Source organism: Cellulosimicrobium sp. JZ28 (genome assembly GCF_015327065.1).
GTDB lineage: Bacteria > Actinomycetota > Actinomycetes > Actinomycetales > Cellulomonadaceae > Cellulosimicrobium > Cellulosimicrobium funkei.
In genome coordinates this window covers 3,777,670-3,802,342 of record NZ_CP017660.1, presented here as the reverse complement: position 1 = coordinate 3,802,342, position 24,673 = coordinate 3,777,670, and the positions used below count along the sequence as shown (strand labels likewise).

Annotated in this window: 30 protein-coding genes and 2 riboswitches; of the genes, 10 read left to right on the top strand and 20 right to left on the bottom strand. The window is 76.1% G+C overall.

Annotated elements, in window-relative coordinates; all coding sequences use genetic code 11:
- Window positions 1-440 precede the first annotated feature (440 nt).
- From BJP59_RS17050 to BJP59_RS17025, 6 genes are all read left to right on the top strand, one after another.
- Window positions 441-1,253 carry a hypothetical protein gene (locus BJP59_RS17050; protein ID WP_194521549.1) on the top strand — a complete coding sequence of 271 codons (813 nt, stop codon included), beginning with the start codon at window positions 441-443 and terminating at the stop codon, window positions 1,251-1,253.
- A gap of 25 nt (window positions 1,254-1,278) precedes the next feature.
- A riboswitch (Fluoride riboswitch) is annotated at window positions 1,279-1,353 on the top strand.
- A gap of 41 nt (window positions 1,354-1,394) precedes the next feature.
- Complete coding sequence (locus BJP59_RS17045) at window positions 1,395-1,955, top strand: universal stress protein (RefSeq protein ID WP_194521548.1); 561 nt, start codon at window positions 1,395-1,397, stop codon at window positions 1,953-1,955.
- Complete coding sequence (locus BJP59_RS17040; RefSeq protein WP_228485145.1) at window positions 1,943-2,389, top strand: FluC/FEX family fluoride channel; 447 nt, start codon at window positions 1,943-1,945, stop codon at window positions 2,387-2,389. Before BJP59_RS17045 ends, BJP59_RS17040 begins: the two co-directional genes overlap by 13 nt.
- Window positions 2,386-2,763, top strand: coding sequence for a fluoride efflux transporter FluC (locus BJP59_RS17035; protein WP_194521547.1), 378 nt, complete (start codon window positions 2,386-2,388; stop codon window positions 2,761-2,763). Before BJP59_RS17040 ends, BJP59_RS17035 begins: the two co-directional genes overlap by 4 nt.
- A gap of 99 nt (window positions 2,764-2,862) precedes the next feature.
- Window positions 2,863-3,348 (top strand): SRPBCC domain-containing protein, encoded by a 486-nt coding sequence (locus BJP59_RS17030; protein WP_194521546.1) that lies wholly within the window; start codon window positions 2,863-2,865, stop codon window positions 3,346-3,348.
- On the top strand, window positions 3,345-3,665 hold the full coding sequence (locus tag BJP59_RS17025) for an ArsR/SmtB family transcription factor (RefSeq protein ID WP_034652607.1): 321 nt from the start codon (window positions 3,345-3,347) through the stop codon (window positions 3,663-3,665). The genes BJP59_RS17030 and BJP59_RS17025 overlap by 4 nt, the downstream gene beginning before the upstream one ends.
- Window positions 3,666-3,675: 10 nt before the next feature.
- Here BJP59_RS17025 and BJP59_RS17020 read toward each other — a convergent pair whose 3' ends face one another.
- From BJP59_RS17020 to BJP59_RS16990, 7 genes are all read right to left on the bottom strand, one after another.
- The gene (locus BJP59_RS17020; RefSeq protein WP_194521545.1) at window positions 3,676-4,281 is read right to left on the bottom strand and encodes a flavodoxin family protein; all 606 of its coding nucleotides are present in this window, start codon (window positions 4,279-4,281) and stop codon (window positions 3,676-3,678) included.
- A 113-nt stretch (window positions 4,282-4,394) separates the two neighbouring features.
- Window positions 4,395-4,808 carry a PRC-barrel domain containing protein gene (locus BJP59_RS17015; RefSeq protein WP_194521544.1) on the bottom strand — a complete coding sequence of 138 codons (414 nt, stop codon included), beginning with the start codon at window positions 4,806-4,808 and terminating at the stop codon, window positions 4,395-4,397.
- Window positions 4,805-5,218: a hypothetical protein gene (locus BJP59_RS17010; protein WP_194521543.1), complete on the bottom strand. Its 414-nt coding sequence runs from the start codon at window positions 5,216-5,218 to the stop codon at window positions 4,805-4,807. Before BJP59_RS17010 ends, BJP59_RS17015 begins: the two co-directional genes overlap by 4 nt.
- Entirely contained in the window at window positions 5,215-6,444 is a 1,230-nt protein-coding gene (locus BJP59_RS17005) for an NRAMP family divalent metal transporter (protein ID WP_194521542.1), read from the bottom strand. Before BJP59_RS17005 ends, BJP59_RS17010 begins: the two co-directional genes overlap by 4 nt.
- Window positions 6,441-6,947 carry a hypothetical protein gene (locus BJP59_RS17000; RefSeq protein WP_194521541.1) on the bottom strand — a complete coding sequence of 169 codons (507 nt, stop codon included), beginning with the start codon at window positions 6,945-6,947 and terminating at the stop codon, window positions 6,441-6,443. The genes BJP59_RS17005 and BJP59_RS17000 overlap by 4 nt, the downstream gene beginning before the upstream one ends.
- Before the next feature lie 71 nt (window positions 6,948-7,018).
- A complete protein-coding gene (locus tag BJP59_RS16995; RefSeq protein ID WP_194521540.1) occupies window positions 7,019-7,672 on the bottom strand; it encodes a response regulator in 654 nt (217 codons plus the stop codon).
- On the bottom strand, window positions 7,669-8,646 hold the full coding sequence (locus BJP59_RS16990; RefSeq protein WP_194521539.1) for a sensor histidine kinase: 978 nt from the start codon (window positions 8,644-8,646) through the stop codon (window positions 7,669-7,671). The genes BJP59_RS16995 and BJP59_RS16990 overlap by 4 nt, the downstream gene beginning before the upstream one ends.
- A 276-nt stretch (window positions 8,647-8,922) precedes the next feature.
- Here BJP59_RS16990 and BJP59_RS16985 point away from each other — a divergent pair, with 276 nt between their 5' ends.
- Window positions 8,923-11,052, top strand: coding sequence for a Cys-Gln thioester bond-forming surface protein (locus tag BJP59_RS16985; RefSeq protein WP_194521538.1), 2,130 nt, complete (start codon window positions 8,923-8,925; stop codon window positions 11,050-11,052).
- 97 nt (window positions 11,053-11,149) lie between these two features.
- Here the strand turns inward: BJP59_RS16985 and BJP59_RS16980 are convergent, their stop codons facing one another.
- The 6 genes from BJP59_RS16980 to BJP59_RS16955 form a co-directional block, all read right to left on the bottom strand.
- Window positions 11,150-11,806 carry an ANTAR domain-containing protein gene (locus BJP59_RS16980; RefSeq protein ID WP_194521537.1) on the bottom strand — a complete coding sequence of 219 codons (657 nt, stop codon included), beginning with the start codon at window positions 11,804-11,806 and terminating at the stop codon, window positions 11,150-11,152.
- Window positions 11,807-11,942: 136 nt separating this feature from the next.
- Window positions 11,943-12,356 carry a DMT family transporter gene (locus tag BJP59_RS16975; RefSeq protein ID WP_194521536.1) on the bottom strand — a complete coding sequence of 138 codons (414 nt, stop codon included), beginning with the start codon at window positions 12,354-12,356 and terminating at the stop codon, window positions 11,943-11,945.
- 2 nt (window positions 12,357-12,358) lie between these two features.
- Window positions 12,359-12,673, bottom strand: coding sequence for a DMT family transporter (locus BJP59_RS16970; protein ID WP_021482216.1), 315 nt, complete (start codon window positions 12,671-12,673; stop codon window positions 12,359-12,361).
- 13 nt (window positions 12,674-12,686) lie between these two features.
- Window positions 12,687-12,753: riboswitch (guanidine-III (ykkC-III) riboswitch) on the bottom strand.
- Between the two features lie 2 nt (window positions 12,754-12,755).
- The gene (locus tag BJP59_RS16965) at window positions 12,756-13,700 is read right to left on the bottom strand and encodes an N-acetyltransferase (protein WP_194521535.1); all 945 of its coding nucleotides are present in this window, start codon (window positions 13,698-13,700) and stop codon (window positions 12,756-12,758) included.
- 87 nt (window positions 13,701-13,787) lie between these two features.
- Complete coding sequence (locus tag BJP59_RS16960) at window positions 13,788-14,804, bottom strand: zinc-binding dehydrogenase (RefSeq protein ID WP_194521534.1); 1,017 nt, start codon at window positions 14,802-14,804, stop codon at window positions 13,788-13,790.
- Window positions 14,805-14,899: 95 nt separating this feature from the next.
- Complete coding sequence (locus BJP59_RS16955; protein ID WP_076404212.1) at window positions 14,900-15,610, bottom strand: GAF and ANTAR domain-containing protein; 711 nt, start codon at window positions 15,608-15,610, stop codon at window positions 14,900-14,902.
- A gap of 198 nt (window positions 15,611-15,808) precedes the next feature.
- Here BJP59_RS16955 and BJP59_RS16950 point away from each other — a divergent pair, with 198 nt between their 5' ends.
- Complete coding sequence (locus BJP59_RS16950; protein WP_175009479.1) at window positions 15,809-16,438, top strand: PAS and ANTAR domain-containing protein; 630 nt, start codon at window positions 15,809-15,811, stop codon at window positions 16,436-16,438.
- A gap of 16 nt (window positions 16,439-16,454) precedes the next feature.
- On the opposite strand, the gene BJP59_RS16945 is transcribed toward BJP59_RS16950, so the two are convergent.
- A complete protein-coding gene (locus BJP59_RS16945) occupies window positions 16,455-17,327 on the bottom strand; it encodes an alpha/beta fold hydrolase (protein ID WP_194521533.1) in 873 nt (290 codons plus the stop codon).
- A 135-nt stretch (window positions 17,328-17,462) separates the two neighbouring features.
- Between BJP59_RS16945 and BJP59_RS16940 the strand changes: the two genes are divergently transcribed.
- Window positions 17,463-19,415, top strand: a complete 1,953-nt coding sequence (locus BJP59_RS16940) for a BTAD domain-containing putative transcriptional regulator (protein WP_228485144.1) — start codon at window positions 17,463-17,465, stop codon at window positions 19,413-19,415.
- Window positions 19,416-19,446: 31 nt separating this feature from the next.
- On the opposite strand, the gene BJP59_RS16935 is transcribed toward BJP59_RS16940, so the two are convergent.
- Window positions 19,447-20,019, bottom strand: a complete 573-nt coding sequence (locus BJP59_RS16935) for a TetR/AcrR family transcriptional regulator (RefSeq protein ID WP_086150075.1) — start codon at window positions 20,017-20,019, stop codon at window positions 19,447-19,449.
- A gap of 78 nt (window positions 20,020-20,097) precedes the next feature.
- On the opposite strand from BJP59_RS16935, the gene BJP59_RS16930 reads away from it, so the two are divergent.
- On the top strand, window positions 20,098-20,676 hold the full coding sequence (locus tag BJP59_RS16930; protein ID WP_194521532.1) for a dihydrofolate reductase family protein: 579 nt from the start codon (window positions 20,098-20,100) through the stop codon (window positions 20,674-20,676).
- 29 nt (window positions 20,677-20,705) lie between these two features.
- On the opposite strand, the gene BJP59_RS16925 is transcribed toward BJP59_RS16930, so the two are convergent.
- The 5 genes from BJP59_RS16925 to BJP59_RS16905 form a co-directional block, all read right to left on the bottom strand.
- Window positions 20,706-21,527, bottom strand: a complete 822-nt coding sequence (locus BJP59_RS16925) for an anti-sigma factor (RefSeq protein ID WP_194521531.1) — start codon at window positions 21,525-21,527, stop codon at window positions 20,706-20,708.
- Window positions 21,511-22,092, bottom strand: coding sequence for an RNA polymerase sigma factor (locus tag BJP59_RS16920; RefSeq protein ID WP_074803869.1), 582 nt, complete (start codon window positions 22,090-22,092; stop codon window positions 21,511-21,513). The genes BJP59_RS16925 and BJP59_RS16920 overlap by 17 nt, the downstream gene beginning before the upstream one ends.
- A gap of 88 nt (window positions 22,093-22,180) precedes the next feature.
- Window positions 22,181-22,903 (bottom strand): class F sortase, encoded by a 723-nt coding sequence (locus tag BJP59_RS16915; protein WP_194521530.1) that lies wholly within the window; start codon window positions 22,901-22,903, stop codon window positions 22,181-22,183.
- A complete protein-coding gene (locus BJP59_RS16910; RefSeq protein WP_194521529.1) occupies window positions 22,900-23,778 on the bottom strand; it encodes a DUF4397 domain-containing protein in 879 nt (292 codons plus the stop codon). The genes BJP59_RS16915 and BJP59_RS16910 overlap by 4 nt, the downstream gene beginning before the upstream one ends.
- Before the next feature lie 145 nt (window positions 23,779-23,923).
- Window positions 23,924-24,577, bottom strand: coding sequence for a fasciclin domain-containing protein (locus tag BJP59_RS16905; RefSeq protein ID WP_194521528.1), 654 nt, complete (start codon window positions 24,575-24,577; stop codon window positions 23,924-23,926).
- Window positions 24,578-24,673: the final 96 nt, after the last annotated feature.

The following is a 24,673-nucleotide window of genomic DNA, read 5'->3' as shown; positions in this document are numbered from 1 at the left end:
GCCCAGGTCCCGTACGGCACGGACCCGTACGGGCAGCGCGGGGCGCCGCCCGCGCCGCAGGGGTACCGCGGCCCGGACCCGCACGCGACGATCCCGCCGGCGGACACGGGCGCGACCTGGCCCCCGCGGAGACCGGCGCGACGTGGCCGCCCGCCGCGACGTCGTCGGGCCACACCGCACCCCCGCCGTCCGGGCACACCGCGCCGCCGCCCGGGGCGTACACGGGCGCGCCCGGCGCGCCCTACGGCGCCCCGCCGCACGGCACCCACCCCACGGCTCCGTACGGCAGCCCGTCCGCGCCGTACGGGGCACCGTCGGGCCCGGGCTACGGCGCGCCCGACGACGCGACGGTCGTCCCGACGGCGACCGCGCCGCCGTCGGACCCGTACGGCTTCTCCCCGTACGCGACGCCGCCGGGCCGCGGCCGTCGCCCGTGGCTCGTGCCGGTGCTCGCCGGGGTGGGCGCGTTCGGGCTCGTCGCGGGCGCCCTCGGCGTGTGGCTCGGGCTGCGCGACGACGCCGCGCCCGACCCCGGGCCGACCACGGCCGAGCAGGCGCCCGCGACGTCGGACGCGCCGACGGAGCCGGAGCCGGAGGAGACCGAGGACCCTGCGGACACCGACGTCACGGACGACGAGCCGTGGCTCGCGCAGGAGTACCGCGCTGGCGCGGAGATGGACCCGGAGAAGGGCCCCGAGCTCGCGCCGATGTCGTGGGCGTACTTCTCCGACAACGACTACCTCGTCAACGACGACCGCATCGCCCTCGTGGCGCGGCGGGACTTCGCGTGCGACGACGTCCCCGCGATCCCCGCGATCCAGGCCCTCGCGGGCTCGTGCCAGGCGGGGTTCGAGGCGCGCGTCGTGTCCGACGACGGCCCGACCGTCGCGCTCGACGTCGTCGTGCTGGACGTCGGCTCGAAGGAGGAGGCCGAGCGTGCCGCCGCGGCGTTCAACGACGCGCCGGAGGGCGACCCCCTGGCCGACACGACGGGCCCGGCCCACCCGACCCTCGCCGCGGCCGTCCCGCAGCCCGGGTTCCAGGGCTCGTACGCGATCCTCGACGACGGGGACGCGCCGTCGGTCATGCTGAGCACGGGCACCGTCGTGATCATGTACCGGCTCGGGATCGACGACGGCCTGGAGCGCGACCAGGTGCTCCCGGTCGCGCAGGCGGTCGGGTTCGTCGTCACCGACCACGAGCTGGCGAAGTCGTTCGACGAGAAGAAGTTCGCGAAGCCCAAGGCCGGCTGAGCGGACCGTCCCGGCGCTGGCTACGCTGGGGAGCGGTGATGGATCCCGCCGGGGCGCAGCCGCCCGAACCGCCACCAGGGCTGATGGTTCCTGACTCGTCGCACGTCGGCGGGCAGGACGCTGCCCGCGGGAGGAGGCCGCATGAGAGCACGGCCGCACGCGAGGCCGGTGCCCCAGCCCGCGCTCGACCGGATGGTCCCGTTCGCGGGGCACGCCGTGGTGGTGGGCGTCGTCCCGGGCGGTGACCCGCTCGTCGTCCGCACGGCGGCGGCCTGGGCGGACGCCGCCGGGTCCCGGCTCGTCGCGGCGTACGCCGACGCGTCGCGCGCCGTGGTCGAGGAGCACCCGGACGGGTCCGTGACGCACGCGCCCCTCGACCCGGACTCCGCCGACGACGCCTGGCAGGGCACCGCCGAGCGCCTGCGCGCCGAGGTCGGCGCGGAGCTCGCGGGAGCACGCGTGCCGTGGGAGCTGCGCTACCTCGCGGGGCGGCCCGACCGCGCGCTGACCCACCTCGCGCGCGCCGTCGACGCGGCGGTGATCGTCGTCGGGTCGCGCGCGCCGGGCTCGCTCGCGCACGTGCGCGAGCTCGTCGAGGGGTCGGTCGCGGTGCACCTGGCCCACCACCAGCACCGTCCCGTGCTCACGGTCCCGCTCGCCGTCGTGGACTGGAAGGAGATCCGCACCCCGTGGGAGAGGTGACGCGCCGGGCCCCGCTGCTCGCGCTCGCGGGCCTCGTCGCGGCCGGGGGAGCGGTCGGCACGACGGCGCGCGCGCTGCTCGAGCAGGCGTTCGCGCCCGTGCCGGGCGCGTGGCCGTGGACGACGTTCTGGATCAACCTCGTCGGCTCGTTCGTGCTCGGCGCGCTGCTGGAGACGCTGCTGCGCGCGGGCCCCGACTCGGGTCGGCGCCGGGCCGTCCGGCTGGGGTGCGGCACGGGCGTGCTCGGGGGCTTCACGACGTACTCGACGTTCGTCGTCGAGGTCGAGCGCCTCGCGAGCGGCGGGCACGCCGCCCTCGGCGCGGCCTACGCGCTGGGGAGCGTCGCGCTCGGGGTCGCGGCGGCGGTGGGCGGCGTCGCGCTCGCGGCCGCGGCCCGACGGCGGCGCGTCGCCCGGGGCGGTGGCGCGCGGTGACGGGGGTCCCCGACCTGCTGCTCGTCGCCGTCGCGGGCGGTCTCGGCGCGGCGTCCCGGTTCCTCCTCGACACGGTGGTCGCGCGGCACAACCGCTGGTCGACGCCGCTCGGCACGCTCGTGGTCAACGTGACGGCGTGCTTCCTGCTGGGGCTGCTCACGGGGTGGGGGGCGACGCACCCGGGCCGGGGGGACGTCGTGGCGGTGCTCGGCGTCGGGTTCCTCGGCGGGTACTCCACGTTCTCGACGGCGTCGGTCGAGGGGGCGCGGCTCCTGCTCGCGGGCCGCGGCGCGGTCGCGGTCGTGCACGCGCTGGGGATGCTGCTCGTGTGCCTCGTGGCCGCCGTCGCGGGGATCGCGCTCGGGGGCGGGTGACGCGTCGCGGGCCCGGTGCAACCCGAGGGTTGCGCTCGATCCGGCGCTGTGCAACTGTGGAGTTGCACAGCGAGACCTTCCCCACGGAGAGGACGCATCATGACCACCACCAACGAGCCGGCCGTCGTCGACCCGGCGTCGTACACCGTCTCCCGCACCGTGACGATCGACGCCCCGGCCGCCAGCGTCTGGGCGGCGCTCACCCAGGAGGACCTCATCAGCCGCTGGTTCGGTCAGCGCACCTCCCTGCCCGACCTGCGCGTCGGCGGCGAGGGCGTGTTCAGCTGGCCCGACGTCCCCGACGTCCAGGTGCGGATCGAGGAGTACGACCCCACGACGACGTTCGCCTTCCGGTGGGGGACGCCGGTAGGGCAGCCCCTGGACGAGACGACGTCGACCGTCGCGCGCTTCACGCTCGAGCCCCAGGGCCCGACGACCGTCCTGCGCGTCGTCGAGACCGGGTTCGAGCGCACCGCCGACCCCGAGGAGCTGCTCGAGAGCCACCGGCAGGGGTGGACGAGCGAGCTCGACGAGCTCGTCGAGCTCCTCGAGGGCGCTCTCGCGGCCGAGGGCGGGCACGCGTGAGCGCAGCGGCGACGGAGCTCGCCCCCGTGTTCTCCGCGCTCGCGGACGACACCCGGTGGCGGATCCTCCAGGAGCTCGGCAGCGCGGACCTCTCGGCGTCCGCGCTCGCCGAGCGGCTCCCCGTGAGCCGGCAGGCCATCGCGAAGCACCTCGCCGTGCTCGCGGAGGTCGGGCTCGTCGAGTCGGTGCGCGTCGGGCGCGAGGTCCGGCACCGGGCCGTCGGGACGCGGCTCGGCGAGACCGCGCGCGCCCTCGAGGCCATCGGCGCGGCGTGGGACCGCCGGCTCGCGGCGATCAAGCGGATCGCGGAGGCGTAGCGGTCGTCGGTCAGGAGCCGGGAGCGGGGACGGGGTGCGCCGCGAGCGCCGACGCGACGGCGTGCAGGTTGTGCGCCATGAGGCGCCCGGTCTCGCGCGCCCACTCGTGCCCGTGGCCGGTCTGGACGTAGTCCGGGCCGGGCCCCGGGCCCTGGTTCCAGTAGGTCCACGCCTGCCCCGGGATCGTGTAGCCGATGTCCGCGAGGGCGCCGCTCACCTCCGAGATGACGTGGTGCGCGCCGTCCTCGTTGCCCGTCACCACGACCCCCGCGACGCGGTTGTACGCGACCGGTATCCCGTCGGGCCCCTCCTCGGAGATCATCGCGTCCATGCGCTCGAGCATGCGCTGGGCGAGCGACGACGGGCGCCCGAGCCACGTGGGCGTGAGGACCACGAGGATCTCCGACGCGACCAGCCGCTCGTGCACGCGCGGCCACTCGTCGCCCTCCCCCATGTCGGTGACGACCCCGGGCGGCACGGCGAGGTCGACGAGCCGGACGTGCTCGACCTCTACCCCCCGGTCCTGGAGCGCCTCGGCGACCACGCGCCCGAGCGCCTCGGTGTTGGACGGCTCCGGAGAGCTCTTGAGCGTGCAGCTGACGAACAGCGCCTTCATGGGTCCTCCCGTGGCGCCGGGCGGTCGTGCCGCCCGGGACGGCCGGCGGCGGCTGGCTCCACCGTCCCGTCCAGCGTCACGGGGCCGCGCGTCGCTCGCAACGCGCGGCGTCGTCAGGGGAGGGCGGCGTCCTGGCGCCGGTATCCGCGCGCGAGCCGGACCTCGCCCTGCCCGGCGGCGGCGACGTCGTCCCACGGCACGAGGAACGTGCCGCGGTGCCGGCGCCGCACGAGCTGCGGCACCGGCCACGGCGCCGTGACGTCCGTGCGCTCGTACCCGAGGAACGACGTCCCGGTCCGTGGGCTCACGAGGATCCCGACGACCCGCGCGCGCCCGACGCGGCTGCGCCGTCGCACCTGCTCGCTGAGCGCGCGGTCCTCGGGGTGCGCGTCGTCGGGGTCGGCCCCGCCCGCGGGCGGGCCGTCGTCGGGCAGCGTGTCGAGCGCGAGGCGCACGTCGACGAGGAACCCCAGGTCCTCCCCGCCGGGCCCGAGGACGCGCGCGTCGAGCAGGTCGCCGAGGATCACGACTCCTCCTCGGGGTCGTGTCGGCCGCCCGGGATGCGGCCGACCACGTGCTCGCGCAGCCAGTCCTCGGTCCAGTGCAGGTCGAGCGAGTCCGCGCGGACGGTGAGCTCGAGCGCCGTGCCCACGTGCCCGACGTCGGACCACGGCACGCGCTCCCAGCGCGACGCGGGCGGGCGGCCGCCGAGGAGGCGCGTCACGAGCACCGGCCCGGTGAGGACCGCGCCGACCTCCGCCGGCTCTCCGGGCACCGCGTCCCGCGGGCCGTCGTCCGCGGCGGGGGAGGCGACGAGCTCCAGGTCGTCGACGGTCGTGACCGGCTCGCCGTCGACGTCGAGCACCTGACGGCTCAGCAGGTGCAGGCGCGCGTCCACGACGCGCACCCCCGTCGGCGGGGTGGCGTCCCGGCTCATGACCCTGCTCCCGTCGCGATCATCAGGGGGATCGCCGCCACCGCCGCGACGACGACGATCACCAGGTAGACCATGCCGAGCGCGTTGGTCACGCGTCCGTTGACGTGCTCGCCCATGTACTCCGGGTCGTTGGCCACGAGGAGGATCGGCACGTACGTGAGGGGCAGCGCGACCGCGGAGAACACGACGGACATCTCGGTGACCGCCACCGGGTCGACGCTCGTCATGAGGATCGCCACCGCGAGCAGCAGCGCGACGACCATCGTCAGGTGGAAGCGCGCGGCGCGCGCGGGGCGGCGGAACTTCCCCCACGACCAGCCGAGGTACTGCGCGAGCGTGTACCCGCTCGACAGCGCCGTCTCGAGCGCGGCGCCGAACGTCGCCGCGACGATCCCGACGATCACCACGGCGAGCAGCAGCGTCCCCCCGGCCTCGGCGACGGGCAGCACGATCTGCGACAGCGACGACACCTCGATGCCCGTGGGCAGCAGCACGACGGCCGCGCACGCCGCGATCGCCACCGACAGGAGCCCGCCGAGCGGGAACCCGACGAGCACGTTGACGCGGTTCTGCGCGAGGTCCTTCGCGGTCCAGCCCTCCTCGACGGCACCGGAGGAGAAGAAGAACACCTCGTAGGGCGTCATCGCGGCGCCGAAGAGCGCGACGGCGTAGTACCAGTAGGTCGCGACGTGCTCCGTCTCCGGGGGTGACGGCGGCACCGCCTGGCGCAGCAGCTCGCCCCAGTCCGGTCCCAGCAGGAACAGCGCCACCCCGAACCCCACGAGCAGCAGCCCGAGCAGGCCCGCGACGTTCTCCATCACCTGGAACTTCACGCGCCACAGCACGAGCCAGACGGCGAGCGCCGCGACCGGCATCCACAGGCGCGGCTCGACGCTGCTCGCGAGGTGCAGCGCGAGCGCGATGCCGCCGATCTCCGCGGTGAGCGTGAGGAGGTTGATCGCGAACGACGCCGCCAGGTTCGCGCCCGCCGCCCGTGGGCCGAGGCGCTCGCGGATGATCTCGAACGTCGCGCGCCCGCTCACCGCCGCGACGCGGCCCGACATCGACGCGAACAGGCAGATCCCGACGACGCCCACGACCACGACCCACACGAGCGACAGGCCGAACCGCGAGCCCACGACGGCGTTCGTGACGAGGTCGCCGATGTCGACGAACCCGCCGATCGCCGTGAGGATGCCGAGCGCGACACCGAGCAGCTGCTTCACGCGCCACCCGCCAGGGCGAGCACCGTGTCGAGGTCGTCGGCCGCGCGCGCGAGGTCGGCCTGGAGCTCGGACGCCGTGAGCGGCACCGCCCCGGCGGCCGACAGGTCGCCGCTCGCCTCCCGTGCGACCCACGCGCGCGCGGTGACGACCTCGGCCGTCGCGTCGGCGACGGCCGCGAGGCCCGCGTCGCGCTGCGCGGACGAGACGTCGTCCGGCGGTACCAGAGTGGTCAGGGCGGTCGTGGACTCCTCGAGCACCCGGACCTGGTCGAGCACCGCGGCGTCCGCGACGGGCGTCGTCACGCGGTCGGTGTCGAGCAGGCGCACGGTGAGCCGCGTCGTCTCGACCGCCGACCCGGCCTGCGCGACCGCGTCGGCGACGGCGGCGGTCGCCTGGCCCGGCTCCTGCCGGCTCGCCGTGCAGCCCGCCGTCGTGCCGAGCGCGAGCCCGAGCAGCAGCCCGAGCGCGGCCCCGGACCGGGTGATGCGCGCACGACGTCCCACGTCAGCGATGGTGCCGCTGCTCGCGGAGGCCCGCACCCCGGCGGCCTCGGGTGTGACCGCAGCCCCGGACGTCACTCCCCGGCGAGGCCTGCCTCGTGGGCGAGGATCGCGGTCTGGGTGCGGTTCGTCGTGCCGAGCTTGGTCATCGCGTGCGCGAGGTACGCCTTGACCGTCGACTCCGCGAGGAACAGGCGGCGCCCGATCTCGGCGTTGGACAGCCCGCCCGCGAGCGCGGCGACGACCTCCTGCTCCTGCGGCGCCAGGCGCGCGAGACGGCGGCGCGCGTCGGCGCGGCGCGCGGTCCCGTCGCCTCCTGCGGCCGCGAGCAGGTGCCGGGCGACCGCGGGGGACAGGATCGAGTCGCCGGCGACCGCGGCGCGGATGCCGTGGTGGAGCTCCTCCGGCGTCGAGTCCTTGAGCAGGTAGCCCGCGGCACCGGCTCGCAGCGCGGGGAGGACGTACTCGTCTGCGAGGAAGCTCGTCAGGACCACGACCGCGGTGCGTGGCCGCTCCCGGTGGATCGCGAGGAGCGCGTCGAGCCCGTCCATGACGGGCATCTGCATGTCGAGGAGCAGGGCGTCCGGGTCGAGCTCGCGGGCGAGCTCGACGGCCCGTGCGCCGTCGCCGCCCTCGCCGACCACGTCGAGGTCGGGCGCGGTGTCCACGAGCCGCACGATCCCGGCGCGCAGGAGCGCCTCGTCGTCGACGACGACCACGCGGATCATGCTGTCCTCCTGGGGAGCGTGGCGCGGAGACGATAGCCGCCCGCGGGGGTGGGACCGGCCTCCAGCGTGCCGCCCAGGAGGTCGACGCGCTCGCGCAGGCCCGCGAGGCCGAAGCCGCCGGTCGTCAGCCCGGTCGGGGGACGGGCGGGCGGGTCGTTGGCCACGGCGACCGCGACGCCGTCGGGCACGGGGGTCACCGACACGACCGTGCGCGCGCCCGGCGCGTGCCGGACGGCGTTCGTCAGCCCTTCGCCGACGACGCGCACGACGGTCCGGTCGACGAGGTCGGGCGGCGACGACGGCCGCACCGCGACGTGCGCCTCGACGGGTTGGCCCGCCGAGCGGGCCTCGGCGACGAGGGTCTCGACCTCGTCGCCGTCCGGCGCCCGGGATGGGGCGGTGGTGGCAGGACCGGCCGCGGTGAGCGCGCCGAGCACCTGCCGCATCTCCGCGAGGGCGGCCCGGCCGCTCGCCCCGATCTCGTCCGCGACCCGGCGGACCTCGTCGTCGCGCGTGGTGGTCGCGAGCACCTCGGCCTCGACGACGGCGTAGCTCACGCGGTGCGAGACGACGTCGTGCAGCTCGCGCGCGAGCCGGGCCCGCTCGGCGGCCCGGGCGGCCTCCTCGGAGGCTGTCGCCGCCCGACGGTCGGCCTCGGCGCGCGCGCGCTCCGCACGCCCGGCGAGGTACGCGAAGAGGGCCATGACCGTCGCGACCCAGAGCGTCGTCGGCCCCGAGCCCTCCGCCGTCGTGCGCCAGACCGGCCAGGTCGCGACGACGACGCCGAGCACCGCGGCCCCGCTGGTGCGTGCGGAGCGGACCTCGGTCCCCACGGCGTAGAGAGCGGCGAGCGTCGCGACGGCGGGGGAGACGAACGACAGCGCGACGCACGCGCCCAGGACGGCGATCGGGTGCCGCCGCCGAGCCAGGAGCACGCCGGACGCCACCAGCTGGGCGGCGGTCTCCGCCCCCACGTCGCCCAGCCCAGGCCGGACGACGCCCGCAGCACGACGAGGAGCGCCCCGGCGGCCGCGCTCGAGACCGCGACGAGGACGTCGGCCCGCGTGACCTGGACCCCCACGCCGCTCAGGCTAGCCACCGGCCGCCGTCCCGGCCCGGCGGCGCGAGCGCGAGGAGTCGACTTTCGGCGGTAGCGGTCGCCTCCGTTCGGGCGTGCCGGAGGACCCCTCCCGGGGCGGAGCGTGGAGTCATCGGGAAACACCCGCCACGAGGACAAGAGGAGCTCCACCATGAAGGTTCTTCGCACCGCCACCACGACCGCCGTCTCCGCCGCGCTCCTGCTGGGCGCCCCGCTCGCCGCGTTCGCGGACGACGGCGAGGCGTCCGCGCCCGAGGCGACGGCTCCCGAGGCCCCCGAGACGGCCCAGGCGACGGTTCCCGCCGCGAGCGAGGCGTCAGCACCCGCCGAGGCTCCCGCCGCCCAGGCGCCCGCACCGACCGACCCGGTCGTCGCCCCGGCGCCCGAGGCGTCCGCACCCGAGGCGCCGGCCACCGAGGCGCCCACGCCGGAGGAGCCCGCCGTCGAGGACGCTCCGGAGGGTACCGAGCCCGCCACGGAGGCTGCGCCCTCGCAGGCCCCCGCGACGGACGACGCCGTTTCGCCTGCGCCCGAGACCGTCGTCGAGGACGGCGCCGCCGAGGCGCCGGAGGAGGCCGCGGCGCCGGACGAGGCGGCGCCGGCCGAGGAGCTCGCGACGTCCGACCTGACGGCGACGTTCCAGGCGGCGCTGGGTGTCGGCCTGCTCGGCGCGACGCAGGCCGCGTACCCCGACGCGGAGTACCAGCCGCACTGGCACGACGGGTACTACCACGGCTACCCCTGCGACTACTGGTACTTCACCGAGCCGGCCGAGGGCGGCTCGGGCAAGGACTGGTCGGGGTGGAACGGCCAGCCGCAGCTCCACATCCTCCACCACACGCTCGTGGACGACGACGGCGCGCTGCACATGGTCTACGACCGCGACATCGCCGGGTACTGGTACCACGCGTGGTCCGGCGACGAGTCGGTCGCCCCGGACCCGGACGGCATCCACTGGCAGAACACGTCCGCGCAGCAGACGATCCTCGTCAACGGCTACAAGGGGGGCAACGACGCGGCCGCCCGGGCCGCGGACGCGCGGGCGCTGCTCGACAGCGCGGGCGTGACGACCGTCGGCACCCCCTGGGAGGAGTTCCTGGGCTGGTACCAGTACTCCGTCGACCAGGGCTGGTACACGGTCGACGACGTGCGCGCGCTGTACGACGAGCAGGAGCAGCGGAGGCTCGACTACACCGCCTACGAGGCGACGCAGTTCGCGGTCTGGTACTTCTCGACCGGGCACGACGTCATGGGCCTGTTCTTCGACGTCGACGCGTCGAACCACGTGACCGTGAGCGACTTCGCGCAGGAGCAGTTCGCCTCCTCGGGCAACGGCTACTCCAGCGACCGCGGCGCGACCCTCCAGACCGCTGCGTGGCTCATCGAGAAGGCGCTCACGACCAACGTCGTCATGCCGCAGCCCGGTTTCGTCTCGAACGGGTTCGTGCGCAACGCCGACGGCTCGACCGACTACGGGTTCACGGCCTCGCTGGTCGGGGGCTCCGGGAGCGTGCACGTCGAGCTCCGCACGGCGGACGGCGCGCCCATGCCGGCCGGGGTCGTTCTCGTGGACGCCCAGGGCCGGGTCGTCGACAGCGTGACGCCGGGCCAGAAGGTGTTCGTCCGCGTCCCGGCCGGGACGAGCGTCGCCGACCTGCCGCAGTTCCAGCTCTGGGGCTCGGCGCAGGGCACGCAGCAGGGCAGCCCGCACTTCTACACGGGCTGGGACCACAACAACCACGGCGAGGGGTCCGTCGACCCGGAGACCGGGCTCTGGACGCCGTCGACGTTCCAGCACTGGTTCATCGGGCTCGGTGAGCTCGACCGCCCGTCGACCGCGTGGGACTGGATCGGCGTGACGCTCGCCGACGAGCCGGAGGCGCCGGTGGACCCGACCGACCCGGTGGACCCGACCGACCCGACGGACCCGACGGACCCGACCGACCCGACCGACCCGGTCGACCCGGTCCAGCCGGTCGACCCGACCGACCCGGTCCAGCCGGTCGACCCCACCGACCCGGTCCAGCCGGTCGACCCCACCGACGGTGTCTACGCGGACCCGACGGGGACGCTCGTCGAGGTGGCCGACACGACCGACCCGACGAACCTCGGGCTGACGGGCGCGCAGCCGGTCGCGGACGTCGAGCAGGCCGCCCAGCGCGACGCTCTCGCGACGACGGGGACGGACGCGAGCGTCCTTGCCGCCGGTGCGTTCATCGTCCTGGCGGGCACCGGCCTGGTCCTGGCCTCCCGCCGCCGCCGGTCGCCCGACGCCCGCTGAGCCTGGCGACGCTCCGATCACCTCGCCGACCTGGAACGCCCCGGCCCCGCACCGACACGGTGCGGGGCCGAGGTGTCGTCGTGCCCGGAGGTCGGTGTCAGGCGGCCTGGACGCCGGCGAGCACGCGGTCGAGCGCCGGGCGCGGGTCGGCCCCGGCCGGCAGGTCCTGCGCGACGGCGACGATCGACTCGGCGATGTCGCGCACCTTGACGTTGGCGAGGCTCGACGAGCGGCGGAGCGACGCGAACGCGGCGTCGGGGGTGACGCGGTAGGCGAGCGCGATGATGCCCTTGGCCTGCTCGATCGCGGCGCGGGACTGCGCCCACAGGCCGATCTGCTCGTTCGCCTGCACCCGCGCGCCGACGCCGACGACGCTCGTCACGTCGAGCACGACGCCCCGGGCGACGGGCACGCCCGCCGGGTCGGTCCAGGCGACGTCCACGAGCACGACGACCGCGCGCTCCCTGCCGCGGGCGTCCTGGATGACCTGCACCTGGACCGGCGCCTCGCCGGACACCGCGCGCGCGATGGCGGTGAGCGTCTGCTGCCGGTCCTTGCCCGTCGCCCGGTGGTGCCACAGGAGCAGCTCCGTCGTCGGGACGACCTCACCGGGGGCGTAGCCGAACAGCTCGACGAGCGGGTCCGACCACCACCACCGGTCCTCGTCCGGGTAGTACCGGAACTCTCCGGCGGCGACCGCTCCCGGAGAAGCCACCCACGTCGAGAGGGCGGTGCTGTCGGCCGAACCGTTCACGTCTGCTCCTTGCGGCCTCGAGGGCGGCGTCCGGGCCGCTGCATGACCCCGTCGCCCCGGCGCACATGCTCCCGCACCGCGCCCCCGGGCGACGAATCGCGTGCTCAGGGGCGCGGCGGAGCGGTTCGACGCCGCGCTACGGGCGGTCCGGGGCCGTTCCCGCGGTCGTCTGCGCGGAGCCGGCCGCCGCCTCGGCCGCCGTGCCGGAAGCCCTCTCGGCCGCCCGCCCCGGGCGCGACGGCACGAGCTTGAGGCCCACCACCGCCGCGATGATCCCGGCGATGAAGACCACCTTGCCCACGCTCACGGACTCGTCGCCCGTGAGGATGGCGTAGGTGACGGTGAGCGCCGCGCCGACCCCGACCCACACCGCGTACGCGGTGCCGATCGGGATGTGCTTGGTCGCCCAGCCGAGGCCGAGCATGCTCAGCGCGAGCGCGACGAAGAAGACGACGGAGGGCCCGAGGACGGACAGCCCGTCGGACTTGCCGAGCGCCGTCGCCCAGACGGCCTCGAAGACGGCGCTGACGAGCAGGATGATCCACGGCACGGTCAGCTCACCGCCTTGAGCCCGATGACGGAGCCCACGAGCAGCACGAGCAGGCCGACGCGCGCCACGGTGGCGCGCTCCTTGCCCGTGACGAAGCCCCAGACGACGGTCAGCGTCGCGCCGATCCCGACCCACACCGCGTACGCGGTCCCGGTGGGGAGCGTGGTCATCGCCCAGGCGAGACCGACCATGCTCAGCGACATGGCGACGAAGAAGACGACGGTCGGGCGCCAGCGGCGGAAGTTCTCCGACGCTCCGAGCGCGGTGGCCCACACCGCCTCGAGCAGGCCCGAGAGGACCAGGACGAGCCAAGCCATGACAAGCAACCCCTCTGAGTCAGTCTTGTCCGTGCGGGTACTGCTCCCTCGTCCGCAGAGCTACCTCGACGCAACTCTGGTACTAACGTACCACATTCGGCCTCGCCAGCCGCCAGCCGCGGCTCACGGACGTCAGCTCGCGGAACCCCCAGGCGCGCAGCTGCGCGATCTCCTCGTGGTCCGTCGGGTCGGTGCCGACCAGGAGGCGGTGCACCCCGGCGAGCTCGAGCCACGCCCGGGCCTCGGCCAGCACCCCGGCCAGCAGGGCGTCGTCGGCCCCCGGGCCGGGCGCGAGGTCCACCAGCTCGGCGGTGCCTCCCGTCGCGGCCTGCCGCTCGGCGCGGCCGAGGGTCGTGTCGATCTCGACGTACGCGGCCGTCTCCGTGCCGCGGTGCGCGGTGAACCGCACGCCCCCGCCGGGGCCGAGCGTGCGCCGCAGGGCGACGTCGTCCGGCACGGCGACGGCGTGGGGGAGCGCCGAGGTCGGGGCGAGCAGCACCGTCTCGGCGTGCTCTCCGGGACGGAAGCCCGCGCGCACCAGGGCCTCGCGGACGTGCGGCCACTGCTCCGGGACCCCGTAGACGCCCGCGAACGGGAGCTGCCCGTCCGCGTACGCGACGCGCACCTGCCACGCCGCGAGCTGCGCGTGGCACGCGGCCGTCAGCGCGTCCGCGGCCGCGCGGGCCTCGGTGGACTGCTCAGGGTCCTCGTCGTCGGGCGGCGTGACGAGGAGCCACTGCACGAGGCCGGCGTCGCGGTAGTCGTCGCTCGCCTCCGGCCCGGCCGTGAACCGGTGCAGGTGCGCGGCGCCCACCACCCGGTGCCGGGACTCGACGACGAACGTCGCGCGCTCGACGACCCACGGGTCGACGACGTGCTCGTCGGGCTGGCGCTCCAGGCTCCCGAGCACGCTGTTGACCGAGAGCCGCGCTCCCGGCACGACGGCGGAGAGGTGGGAGTTGACGAGGTCCGTGAGCTGGTCGCGGTCGTCGCGACGGAAGGTCCGGACACGGGGACGTGCAGACATGCGGCTGCCTCCAGGCGAAGTGATGAGCTGGGAAGGCCGCCACGCGATGCGGTACGCGGGCACCCTAGCAGCCGCGGTCGCCCACCGTCAGGGGCGCAGCAGCGCCTTGATCGCGCGCCGCTCGTCCATCGCGGCGTAGCCCTCGGCCGCGTCGTCGAGCGAGAGCTCGAGGTCGAACACGCGCGCGGGGTCGATGCGCCGTTCCAGCACGAGGTCGAGCAGCTCGGGCAGGTACCGGCGCACGGGCGCGGGCCCGCCGGACCAGTGCACGTGCCGGTAGAACATGTCGACCGCCGGGAGGTCGACGCCGTGCGGCAGCCCGACGACCCCGACGTGCCCGCCCGCACGGACGGCACCGAGCGCCTGGTTCATGGAGTCCTGCGTGCCCACCGCCTCGACGACGCTGTGCGCGCCGAGCCCGTCGGTCAGCTCGCGGACCCGCTCCACGCCCTCGTCGCCCCGCTCCGCGACGACCTCCGTCGCGCCGAACGCGCGCGCGAGCTCCTGGCGCGGCGCGTGCCGGCTCATCGCGATCACCTGCTCGGCGCCGAGCTGCGCGGCGGCGAGGACCGCGAGCAGCCCGACGGCGCCGTCGCCCACCACGACGACCGTCTTGCCCGGGCCTGCCTCGGCCGCACGGGCGCCGAACCACCCGGTCCCCAGCACGTCCGACGCCGTGAGCAGGCCGGGCAGGAGGTCGTCGTCGGGGCGTTCCGGCGTCGCGACGAGCGTCCCGTCCGCGAGCGGGACGCGCAGCAGCTCGGCCTGGGCGCCGCGCACGGGCTCCCGGTGCACGCACGACGTCTGGTACCCGGCCCGGCAGATCGGGCACGTGTTGTCGGACGCGAAGAACGACCCGACGACGAGCTGTCCCGGGCGCACGGTCCGCACGTCCGCGCCGACCTCCTCGACCGTGCCCACGTACTCGTGCCCCATCGCGACGGGGTGCTCGACCCGGTTGACGCCGCGGTACGTCCACAGGTCCGACCCGCACACGCACGCGGCCTCGACGCGCACGATCGCGTCGGTCGGCGCGAGCAGGCGCGGGTCGTCGCGCTGCTCCACGCGGACGTCGTACGGGGCGTGGATGACGGTCGCGCGCACGGGGGCTCCTCGGGGTGGGCGGGTGGCGGTCGGGACGTCGTCGAGCCTACGGCGACCGGTGGCGCGGGGCCTGTGCGGCCGTCGAGAGCCTGAGGTCAGCCGTCGTCGGTCCGGAGCGTCTGGACGGCGTGCTCCTCGTCGTAGGCGAAGCTGAGCCGCCTCGTGACGACCTCCTCGGCGACGTCGTCGAGCGTCGTGGACCGGGCGTAGGCGTGCGCCCGGAGCACCGCGAGCGCGTCGCCGGGAGGGATGCGGAGCTGGGCGGTGACCATGCCGGTCGCCTGGTGGACCTCCGCGCGGGGCGCCCAGTCCAACGAGTCCAGGTCGCCCAGCAGGGAGAGCCCGATGGTGTCGGCGAGGAGCTGCACGTCCTCCGGCCCCCGCGCCAGCGTCCGGGAGGAGGTGACGAGGCTCAGCACGCCGACGACCCGCCCTCCCGCGTGCATCGGCACGGCGTGGTACGCGCCAGGGCCCGTGATCGCCTCGACCGCGTGGGAGAAGACGGGGAAGTCGTGCTCGTCGCGGCCGTCGTCGGCCCCGCTGACGACGATGTGGTCCTCCGAGAGGGCGCGCTGGACCGGGCCCTCGCCGATCACCTCGCCCAGCCCCTCGATCCGGGCCGCGAGGCCGTCCGCCGTGGACACGGTGAGCCGGTCGTCCGCCGTCGGTGCGACGGTCAGCGCCGCGCTCCGGGCTCCGAGGACGGTCGCGGACGCCTGGCACAACCGCGTGGCCAGGGGGAGGCTGCGGTCGGCCCGGGAGAGCGCGCGAGAGAGCAGCTCCAACAGATCCGGCGCGGCGCCCACGATGTGCCTCCCTACCTCGCGCACGGTCAGTCTGACAGCGCACCCCGCACTCGCTCGTCGGCGGCGGGCCGACGCTCCGACGCGCTCCGTCACGGGCAGTCCCCGGACCGGTTGCAGGAAACCGACGCCGGGCTAAAGTCCCCGGAGTCGAGTCTGGACCTGGCTCACCACCCCGCTGAACGACGACGGAGACGACCCATGTCCGTGGAGAACCCCGCACCGCTGCACCCTGTATCGCTCGGCGACGGCGCGACGCCCGGGCAGTTCCGGGTCGACCTCGCGACCGACGCCTGGTGGTGGTCGCCGGAGACGTACCGCCTGCACGGCTTCGAGCCCGGGGAGGTCGTGCCGACGACGTCGCTCGTGCTCGCCCACAAGCACCCCGACGACCGCGACCGCGTCCGCGACCTGCTGGAGCGGGCCCGCGTCGACGGGGAGCCGTTCTCGAGCATGCACCGCATCATGGACGCGCGCGGCGGGGAGAGGGTCCTCGTGCTCGTCGGGCACGGCCGCCGCGACCGCGACACCGGCCGGCTCGTCGAGCTCATGGGCAGCTTCGTCGACGTCACGGTCGCCGTCCGGGACCGGGCGGAGCAGCAGGCCCAGCGCGACATCGCGGCCGCGGCCCGGAGCCGCGGGCCGATCGAGCAGGCCAAGGGCGTCGTCGCCGCCGCGCTCGGGGTGGGGACGGAGCAGGCGTTCGGGCTCCTCAAGCGCGTCTCGAACGACCGCAACGTGCGTCTGCGGGAGCTCGCCCGGCGGGTCGTCGAGGAGGGCACCGTGCCGAGCCCGGACCGGGCCCGGCGCGTCGTGTCCCTCCTGCGGTAGGCGCCGGGCCGGGCGGTCAGCGCCGCGCGAGCGACCGGACGACCGCGGCGACGTCGCCCGGCGCCTCCTCGGCCATGAAGTGGCCCGCCGTCGTCGTGAGGTGCTCGAGGTCGGGCGCCCAGCGCCGCCAGACGCCCGCGGCGTCGTACCCGAGCTGCGCGCCCCAGTCCTGCTGCACCACGGCGACGGGCATCGCGAGCCGGTCGCCCGCGTCGAGCGACGCCTGGTCGTGCTCGACGTCGACCGTCGCGGTCGCGCGGTAGTCGGCCACGATCGAGTCGACCGCCTCGCGGCTCGACGCGAGGTAGTGCGCGCGCACGTCGGCGGGGATCGCGGCCGGGTCCTGCGTCCACGCGTCGAGGAAGGACCCGAAGAACGCGTCGGCGCTGTTGCGGATCATCGTCTCCGGCAGGCCCGGGGGCTGCGCCATGAGGTACAGGTGGAACGCGACGGCGGCGTCCACGCCGTGCAGCACGGCCCACGTGTCGAGCGTGGGCACCACGTCGAGGATGCCGAGGTGGCTCACGCGGTCGGGGTGGTCGAGCGCCGCGCGGAACGCGACGAGCGCGCCGCGGTCGTGGCCGACGAGGACGAACCGGTCGACGTCGAGGGCGTCGGCGAGCGCGACGACGTCGGCGCCCATGGTGCGCTTGGCGTAGACGTCGGGCGTCGTGGCGGCGGGCTTCGCGCTCTCGCCGTAGCCGCGCAGGTCGGGCACGACGACACGGTGGTCGCGCGCGAGGTCGGTCGCGACGTGCCGCCACATGTGGCGCGTCTGCGGGAAGCCGTGCAGGAGCACGACGGGCGTGCCCTCGCCCGCGGTCTCGGCGCGCAGCGCGACGCCGGGCGCGACCTCGACGGTGCGGGTCTCGAAGCCGGGGATGTGCATGGGGTGTCCTCTCTCGGGGCGGTTCTCGGCCGTGCCGGGGTCGTGCCCGGTCGGCTCGTCGCCATCCTCCGGGCGGCGGATCAGCGTCCGATCAGTGCCGCCCGATCAGTGCCCCGGTGCGGCGAGAATGGCGGGGTGGTGGAGCTGCGCGTCGAGGTGCTCGGGCCGGTCCGCGTGCTGCGCGACGGCGCGGACGTCGACCCCGGCGGACCGCGCCAGCGCGAGCTCCTCGCGCGCCTCGCCGCCGCGCGCGGGCGCCCGGTGCCGTTCGACCGCCTCGCCGACGACCTGTGGGACGAGCCCGGCGCGGGGACGGGCGACCGGCGCGGCGCGCTCGCGACGTTCGTCGGCGACCTGCGGCGGCGCCTGGAGCCCGGGCGCGCGCCGCGCACGCCCCCGCGCGTCCTCGTCACCGCGCACGGCGGCTACGCGCTGCGGCTCCCGGACGACGCGCTCGACGCGGCGCGCCTGGAGGCGGCCGTCGCCCGGGCGAGCGCGTCTCCCGGGGCCGGGGACGCGGCGTCGGGCACGACGCGCGCGCTGGCGGACGCCGTCGCCGCCTGGCGCGGCGAGCCGTACGCCGACCTGCCGGAGCGGGAGTGGGTCCGGGCCGAGCGCCGGCATCTCGTCGAGGTGCACGCGCGCGCCGTCGAGCTGCTCGCGGGCGCGCTGCTCGGCGAGGGCCGGGCCGCGGAGGCGGTCGTCGTGCTCGACGCGCACGCCGCCGCGCACCCGTGGCGCGAGCACGCGTGGGCGCTGCTCGCGCTCGCGCTGTACCGCGACGGGCGGCAGACGGACGCGCTCGACGTCCTGCGGCGCGCCCGCCGCCGCCTCGCCGACGAGCTCGGCCTCGACCCGGGCCCCGAGCTCGTCCGGCTCGAGCGCGACGTGCTGGGCCACGCGGCGTCGCTCGACGGCCCGACGCCGGCGCCGCGCCTCGCCGTGACGGCCCCCACCGGCTCGCGCACGCACCTGCGGTCCACGGTCGACGTCGCGCGCACGCTCGCCGTCGCCGGGGGCGACCACCTCGCGACCGCGCAGGAGCAGCGCGTCGCCGCGGCGCTCGCGGCCGAGGCGACCGGCGACCCGGTGCTCGCCGCCCGGACCGTCACCGCGTACGACGTCCCGGCCGTCTGGACCCGGAGCGACGACCCGGCGGCGGCCGACGCGCTCGTCGGCGTCGCGCGGCGGACCCTGGGGCGCCTCGGTCCGGGCGCGGCGCCGGTGCTGCGCGCGCGTCTGCTCGCGGTGGTCGGCATCGAGCACCGCGGGACGCGCGACGCGTGGGCGTGGGCCGCGGCGGAGGACGCCGTCGGGATCGCGCGCGACCTCGGCGACCCGGCGACGCTCGCGCTCGCGCTCAACGCGCGGTTCCTCCAGTCCTTCCAGCGGCCGGGCGCGGGTCCCGAGCGGGACCGGACCGGCGCCGAGCTCGTCGCCCTGGCGGAGGACCACGACCTCCCGACCTTCGCGATCCTCGGCCACCTCGTCCGGATGCAGGCCGCCGCGGGCGCGGGCCGGTTCCCCGACGCCGACGCCCACGCCGCCGCGGCCGAGGACGTCGCGGCGGGCTACGAGTCGCCCGTGGTCCCGATGCTCACCGCCTGGTACCGGGCGATGCGCGACGCCGAGACCGCCCCTCCCGACGCCGCGGCGCGCGCGTACCGCGCCGCCGACGACCGGCTCGCCGGGGTGCGCATGCCCGGCGTGCGCGACGGGCTGCTCCCGCTCGCGCTCCTCACCGTCCGCGTGCGGCACGGGCGCCCGCTCGCCGGGATCGAGGCCGCCGACCTCGGCCCGTACGCCCCGTGGGCCGAGCCGCTGCTCGCGCTCGACGCGGGCGACCCCGACACCGCCGCGCGGCTCGCGCGCGCGGCGCCCGAGCCGCCCGCCGACCACCTGCGCGAGCTGCTGTGGGCGCTGCGCGCGGAGACCGCCCTGCGGCTCGGCGACCGCGCCCTCGCCGGGCAGGCCCGACGCGCGCTCGCCCGCACCCCCGACGAGCTCGCCGGGGCCGGGTCGGGCCTGGTCTCGCTCGGGCCCGTGCGCGGCTGGCTCGACCGGCTCGACGAGCGCCGCGCGTCGTAGGAGCGGCCGTCCGGCGAGGGCGTGAGGCCGCTCAGCGCTCCGGGAGCAACCCCGCCACGAGCGCGTCGACGACCTCGTCGGTCGGGATGTCGGGGTCGATCGGCGTGGTGAGACGGTCGAGGAGCAGCCCGTCGATCGCGTAGTGGAACAGGGCGATCTCCCGGCGTCCGCCGGGCAGGCCGGCCGACCGGTTGAACGCGACGTCGGCCTCGAATCCCGCGCGCAGCCACGGGCCGAGCACGGCCGCGAGCTCGCCCCGACGGCCGGACTCGAGCCGCAGCTCGAACAGGGCTCGGGTGACGTCGGCGTCGGTCGACAACCGGCGCACGATGTCGCGGAGGTAGTCCGCGAACAGCGCGCGGTCGGGCGTCTGGGCCGCGCGTCGGGCGAGGTCCTCGGGTGCCGGCGCGAGCCGCTCCCCGATGCGCTCGAAGAGCCCCGCGACGAGAGCGTCTCGGCTCCGGAAGTAGTTCGACGTCGTGCCCGTCGGGACCCCAGCCTCGTCGTCGATCGCGCGGTGCGTCAGGCCGCGCGACCCCTCGCGGGCGAGCACGGCGATCCCGGCGTCCGCCAGGGCGCTGCGCCGTGCGGTGTTCTTCGCCATGCGCCGAGGCTATCGCAACCACTGCACCTGTTGTAGTCTCACGGACAACCACTTCATCTGTAGTTGTCAGGAGACATGATGCGTGAGCTGACCTACTACGTCGCCGTGAGCCTCGACGGGTACATCGCCGGGCCGGGGGGCGAGTTCGACGCCTTCCTCGCCGAGGGCGACCACATGGCGCCCATCTGGTCCCGGTACCGCGGCACGGCGCCGACGGACCTGGCCGGGGCCGCCGGGCTGCCGGTCGCCGACGGCCCCTTCGACACCGTCCTCATGGGCTGGAACACCTACGCCGTCGGTCTTCCCGACCACCACCTGCCGAACCCCTACCGGCACCTGCGACAGATCGTCTTCACCCGCACGCACGAGGCGCCCGAAGGGAGCGAGGGGGTGCTGTTCACCGGCGCCGACCCGGTCGAGACGGTCCGCGCGCTCAAGCGGGAGGACGGCCGGGGGATCTGGCTGTGCGGCGGGGGAGCGCTCGCCGCCGTGCTCGTCGACGAGATCGACCGGCTCGCGCTCAAGGTCAACCCGGTGATGCTCGGCGCCGGGGTCCCGCTGTTCGGCGAGCGGGACTACGCGCCCGTCTCCTGGCGATCGACGGGCACGCAGACGTTCCGCTCCGGCGTCACGCTCGCGGAGTACGCGCGGGCGTGAGCGCCGGTCCCGGCGCGACGACCGTGCGCCTAGACGTCGAGCGGTCCCCGCACGACCGAGTCGCCCGAGTGGGACGGGTCGCCGTCGAAGTGCTCCTCGGAGACGTCGACCACGGGGAACTCGGCGAGGTCCAGGCCGTCAGGCACGTCGAAGCGGCCCTCCGTGCCGTCGAGCACGCCGAGGCTCACGAGGCCGCTCAGGTCCTCCGCGAGCAGCCACACCTCGCGGTACGTGCCGTCGGGCGCCGGCGCGTCGACCGTCACGACGACCTGGCGCCGCCCGTCGGGCCGCTCCTCGACGCGCGCGTCGCCGCTCGCGCCCTGCCAGTCGGGCAGCGGGTCGAGCGTCGCGCTCGCGACCGTCGTCTCGGGCGGCTCGACGTCGCGGCGCTCCCAGAGGATGCCGCCCACGCCGCCGACGACGAGCGCGGCCGCAGCCGCCGCCGCGACCGGGACCCAGACCCGCCGACGTCGCGACGCGAGCGGTACGACGACGGCCGTGCCGGTCGCGCCGGCCGTGCTGTCCGGTGCCTCCGCGCCCGTCCCGGCCGCGTCCCGCGGGAGCGTCGGCGCGGCCGGAGCGTCGGTGACCGCCGCGGGGGCGACGACGGGCGGAGCGGCGGCGGCGCTCGTCAGGCCGAGCTCGGCCTGGACCCGCGACCACACCGCGGCGTCAGGGGCGACGAGCTCGTCCGCCGGGTCCGCGCCGTCGAACGCGTCGACGACGCGCGCGAGCCGGGCGACGGCGTCGGCGCACTCCGGGCAGGAGGACAGGTGCGCGCGCGCGTCGTCGTCGAGCACGTCCTCGCCGAGCGCGAGGAGCGCGAGGGTCTCGTCATCGATGTGCTGCACCGTCCACCTCCAATCGGTCGCGCAGCCGGATCAGGCTTCGTCGTACGTGGCTCTTGACCGTACCCAGCGGCAGGCCGAGCTCCTCGGCGATCTGCACGTGCGTCAGGTCGCGGAAGAACGCGAGCTCCAGGATCGTCCGCCCCGGGTCGCCGAGCCGTCGCAGCTCCTCGGTGAGGAGCACGCGGTCGGCGACGCGCCCGACGTCGGTGTCCTCGCTCGCCGCGCGGCCCGGGTCCGGGGCGGTCGTGGCCGCGGCCTCCTCCGACCGGCGGACCCGCGACCGGGCCTCGTGCGCGTCGGCCACCGTGTGCCGCGTGATCCCGACGAGCCAGGCCGGGAGCCGGGCCCTGTCGGGGTCGAACCGGGACCGGCCCCGCCAGGCCGCGACGAAGACCTGCTGGGTGACGTCCTCGGCGTCGGCGCGTGTGCCGAGCGAGCGCAGCGCGATCGTGTGCACGAGCGCGGACCAGCGCCGGTAGGCCTCGGCGAGCGCCTGCTCGTCGCCGTCGGCGAAGTCGCGACCGAGGCGCCACAGGTCCGGGTCGGTGGTCCCGGTCTCGGTCACGTTCAGGGCGGGTCCTCGAGGGTCGGCGCCGACCACCCGGGCGGCAGCGGCGAGCGGGTAGCAGCGATCGTAGCGCCCGTGCGGGCCGTCACCGCGACGGGACCGCGGTCACGACGACGTTGTCCGAGTACGAGCGCCGCTCGGCGTCCCAGCGTCCGCCGCACGTCACGAGCACGAGGCGGCGCTCGCCGTCGCGGTCGAACAGCGCGTCGAGCGGGACGTCGGGCTTCGCGATGCTCCTGATGTCGGTCACTGTGTAGGTGTACGAGGTGCCCGTCGCGTCGACGACGTCGACGCTCGCGCCCGTCGTGATCTCGCGGAGCCGCGCGAACGGCCCGACGCCGTCCGGGTCGTCCACGTGGGCCGCGACCAGGGTCGTCCCGGTGGGGCTCGCCGGGGCCGGTCCGAACCGGTACCACGCGGCGACGTCGCCGGAGCCCGGCAGCGCCATGCGCCCCTCGGGGTCGACGCCCGCCGCCTCGACGGGCAGGTCGATCCCGAGGTCGCCGACGACGACCCGTGCGGGTGCCGGCGGCGGGGGAGCCGGGACGTCCCGGGCCGGGCGCACCGGCACCGGTGCGTCCCGGGCCGGCCCGGGCGTCCCCGCGGTCGCCTCCCCGCCCTGGTGGGGGGCCGGGGTGGGGAGGGGGTCGGCCGGCGGTCCGAGTCCGTCGGCAGACCCGTCGGCGGACGGCAGGGAGCATCCGCCGACGACCGCTGCGGTGACGAGCACCGCCCCCAGGAGGGTCCGGAGGCCGGCCCGCGCGCCCCGGGCGGGGCGCGCGGGACCGGCGATCGTGCGCTGCGTCATGCCGTCCGGTCGCTCCGGACGGCGTGGGCCGCGTGCTGCTGGCGCCACGCGCGCGCCAGCATGAAGGTGGCCGCGACGAGCAGCAGGCCGAACAGCGACGCACCGAACGCGATGGCGACGCCCGTCGCGGTGCTGCTCGGCGCGTCGGCCGCGAGGCCCGAGAGCCCGGCCGGGACGCCCGACGGCGACGAGTGCAGACCCTCGACCGTCTGGGTCGCGAGGGCGAGGTTGCCGTCCTCGAGGCTGCCCCACGCGTAGGCGATGGTGTTGACGCCCTCGGCGACCGTGAGGTCGGCCGGGCCGAGCACGGGCTCCGTGGTGCCCGCGGCGGCGACGGTCGCCGAGATCGTGCCGGCCGGCAGGTCGAGCACGGCCTCCTCCGGGTTCTCCAGCCCCGTGACGACGGCGGTCCCGCCGGCGAGGACGTCGACCGCGGGCGCCGCGGCGACGTGGCGCACGGTGAGCCGGCCCTGGCCGGCGGCCGTGGGCTTCGTGTCGTTCGTGAAGAGCGTCGCGGTCGGCTGGCCGCCCGCGTCGAGGTGCGCGACGGCGGTGTAGCTCGTGCCGCCCGCGAGCTGGAGGTCGACCGGGCCGATGACCGGGGAGCTCGTGTCGGTCGCGTCGGGCGCCGTGATCGCCACCGTGTACGTCCCGGCGGGGAGATCGAGCGGACCCGCGAGGTCGCCGGGCTGGAAGTCGTCGAGGGTGAGCTCGTCGTTCACCCAGACGTCCACGGGCGTGTCCGGCACGCCGTGCAGGACGGAGAGCGAGGCGCCGTCGTCGGTGGCGGCCTGGGCGGGGAGCGCGACGGCCCCCAGCGCGACGAGGGTCGCTGCGCCCGCGAGCGCGGCGGTGCGTCGTGCGGTGCGGTGCATGGTGTCCTCCGGTGGTCGAGCCCGGTCCGTCCCGGGCGCTCGATCTGCTGACACCCCCTCTTCCCCCGCAGGTGCGGATCTGGATGCACACGCATCAAAAAAAGTGCCCGGCCCCGCGGGTGCGGGGCCGGGCACGGGGGACCGGTCAGAGGTTCTGGGGCCGCAGCACCGCGCTGATGCCGTGCGCGATCTGGACGTTGCCCGTGTTGAGGTCGAGCTTGCTCTTCACGAGGAACGGGTCGACGTCGTTGCGGTCCTGGTCGACGAGGCGGACCAGGGCGAGGCGCTTGCTCAGCACGTCGATCCGGAACGTCGCGCCCTGCGCCGTGGTGAGGACGGCGTCGTCGGACCGCAGCGCGGTGCCGGAGTCGATCGTCGCGCCGGGGACGACGTGGTAGAGCAGCACCTGCTCGATCGCGTCGATGCCCACCGCCCCGGCGAGCGACGTGAGCACGCGCTCCTCCGTGGGCTGCCAGCGGTGCGTGAGGTCGAACGCGAGGAGCTGGAACGCCCGGTCGTTCGGCAGGAACGCGGTGAGCGGCACCGTGCCGTCGGCCAGGACCGCCACGGGGCTGTCCGGCTTGGCGGCGAGGACCGCGGCCACGGCCTGGTCGACGATGTCGAAGTCGTACCAGTTGCGGTCGAACGTGTCGCCGTCGGCCGCGAGCACGGAGGCGAGGCTCGCGGTGCCCGACGGCGGCGCCGTCGTGGGTGCCGGTGCCGCGACGGCCGGTGCGGCCGCGGCGGCCAGGGCGAGGAGCGCGGCTCCCGCCGCGGTGAGCGTGCGTCGGAGGTTCATCGTCGAGTCCCTTCGTCGTGCACGGGACGGCGGTGCGCCGTCGGACGCCGGGCGGCGTCCACCTCTCCTTCACCCGGACCGCCGCCCGCGGATGCA

What these genes read in the sequence shown, in the direction of transcription:
- BJP59_RS16965 (WP_194521535.1), bottom strand. Translation starts at nt 13,700, where the DNA reads ATGTCTGCACGTCCCCGTGTCCGGACCTTCCGTCGCGACGACCGCGAC.
- BJP59_RS16945 (WP_194521533.1), bottom strand. Translation starts at nt 17,327, where the DNA reads ATGCACATCCCCGGCTTCGAGACCCGCACCGTCGAGGTCGCGCCCGGC.
- BJP59_RS17045 (WP_194521548.1), top strand. Translation starts at nt 1,395, where the DNA reads ATGAGAGCACGGCCGCACGCGAGGCCGGTGCCCCAGCCCGCGCTCGAC.
- BJP59_RS16970 (WP_021482216.1), bottom strand. Translation starts at nt 12,673, where the DNA reads ATGGCTTGGCTCGTCCTGGTCCTCTCGGGCCTGCTCGAGGCGGTGTGG.
- BJP59_RS16985 (WP_194521538.1), top strand. Translation starts at nt 8,923, where the DNA reads ATGAAGGTTCTTCGCACCGCCACCACGACCGCCGTCTCCGCCGCGCTC.
- BJP59_RS16915 (WP_194521530.1), bottom strand. Translation starts at nt 22,903, where the DNA reads ATGACGCAGCGCACGATCGCCGGTCCCGCGCGCCCCGCCCGGGGCGCG.
- BJP59_RS16950 (WP_175009479.1), top strand. Translation starts at nt 15,809, where the DNA reads ATGTCCGTGGAGAACCCCGCACCGCTGCACCCTGTATCGCTCGGCGAC.
- BJP59_RS17020 (WP_194521545.1), bottom strand. Translation starts at nt 4,281, where the DNA reads ATGAAGGCGCTGTTCGTCAGCTGCACGCTCAAGAGCTCTCCGGAGCCG.
- BJP59_RS16905 (WP_194521528.1), bottom strand. Translation starts at nt 24,577, where the DNA reads ATGAACCTCCGACGCACGCTCACCGCGGCGGGAGCCGCGCTCCTCGCC.
- BJP59_RS16930 (WP_194521532.1), top strand. Translation starts at nt 20,098, where the DNA reads ATGCGTGAGCTGACCTACTACGTCGCCGTGAGCCTCGACGGGTACATC.
- BJP59_RS16910 (WP_194521529.1), bottom strand. Translation starts at nt 23,778, where the DNA reads ATGCACCGCACCGCACGACGCACCGCCGCGCTCGCGGGCGCAGCGACC.
- BJP59_RS16995 (WP_194521540.1), bottom strand. Translation starts at nt 7,672, where the DNA reads ATGATCCGCGTGGTCGTCGTCGACGACGAGGCGCTCCTGCGCGCCGGG.
- BJP59_RS17030 (WP_194521546.1), top strand. Translation starts at nt 2,863, where the DNA reads ATGACCACCACCAACGAGCCGGCCGTCGTCGACCCGGCGTCGTACACC.
- BJP59_RS16935 (WP_086150075.1), bottom strand. Translation starts at nt 20,019, where the DNA reads ATGGCGAAGAACACCGCACGGCGCAGCGCCCTGGCGGACGCCGGGATC.
- BJP59_RS17010 (WP_194521543.1), bottom strand. Translation starts at nt 5,218, where the DNA reads ATGAGCCGGGACGCCACCCCGCCGACGGGGGTGCGCGTCGTGGACGCG.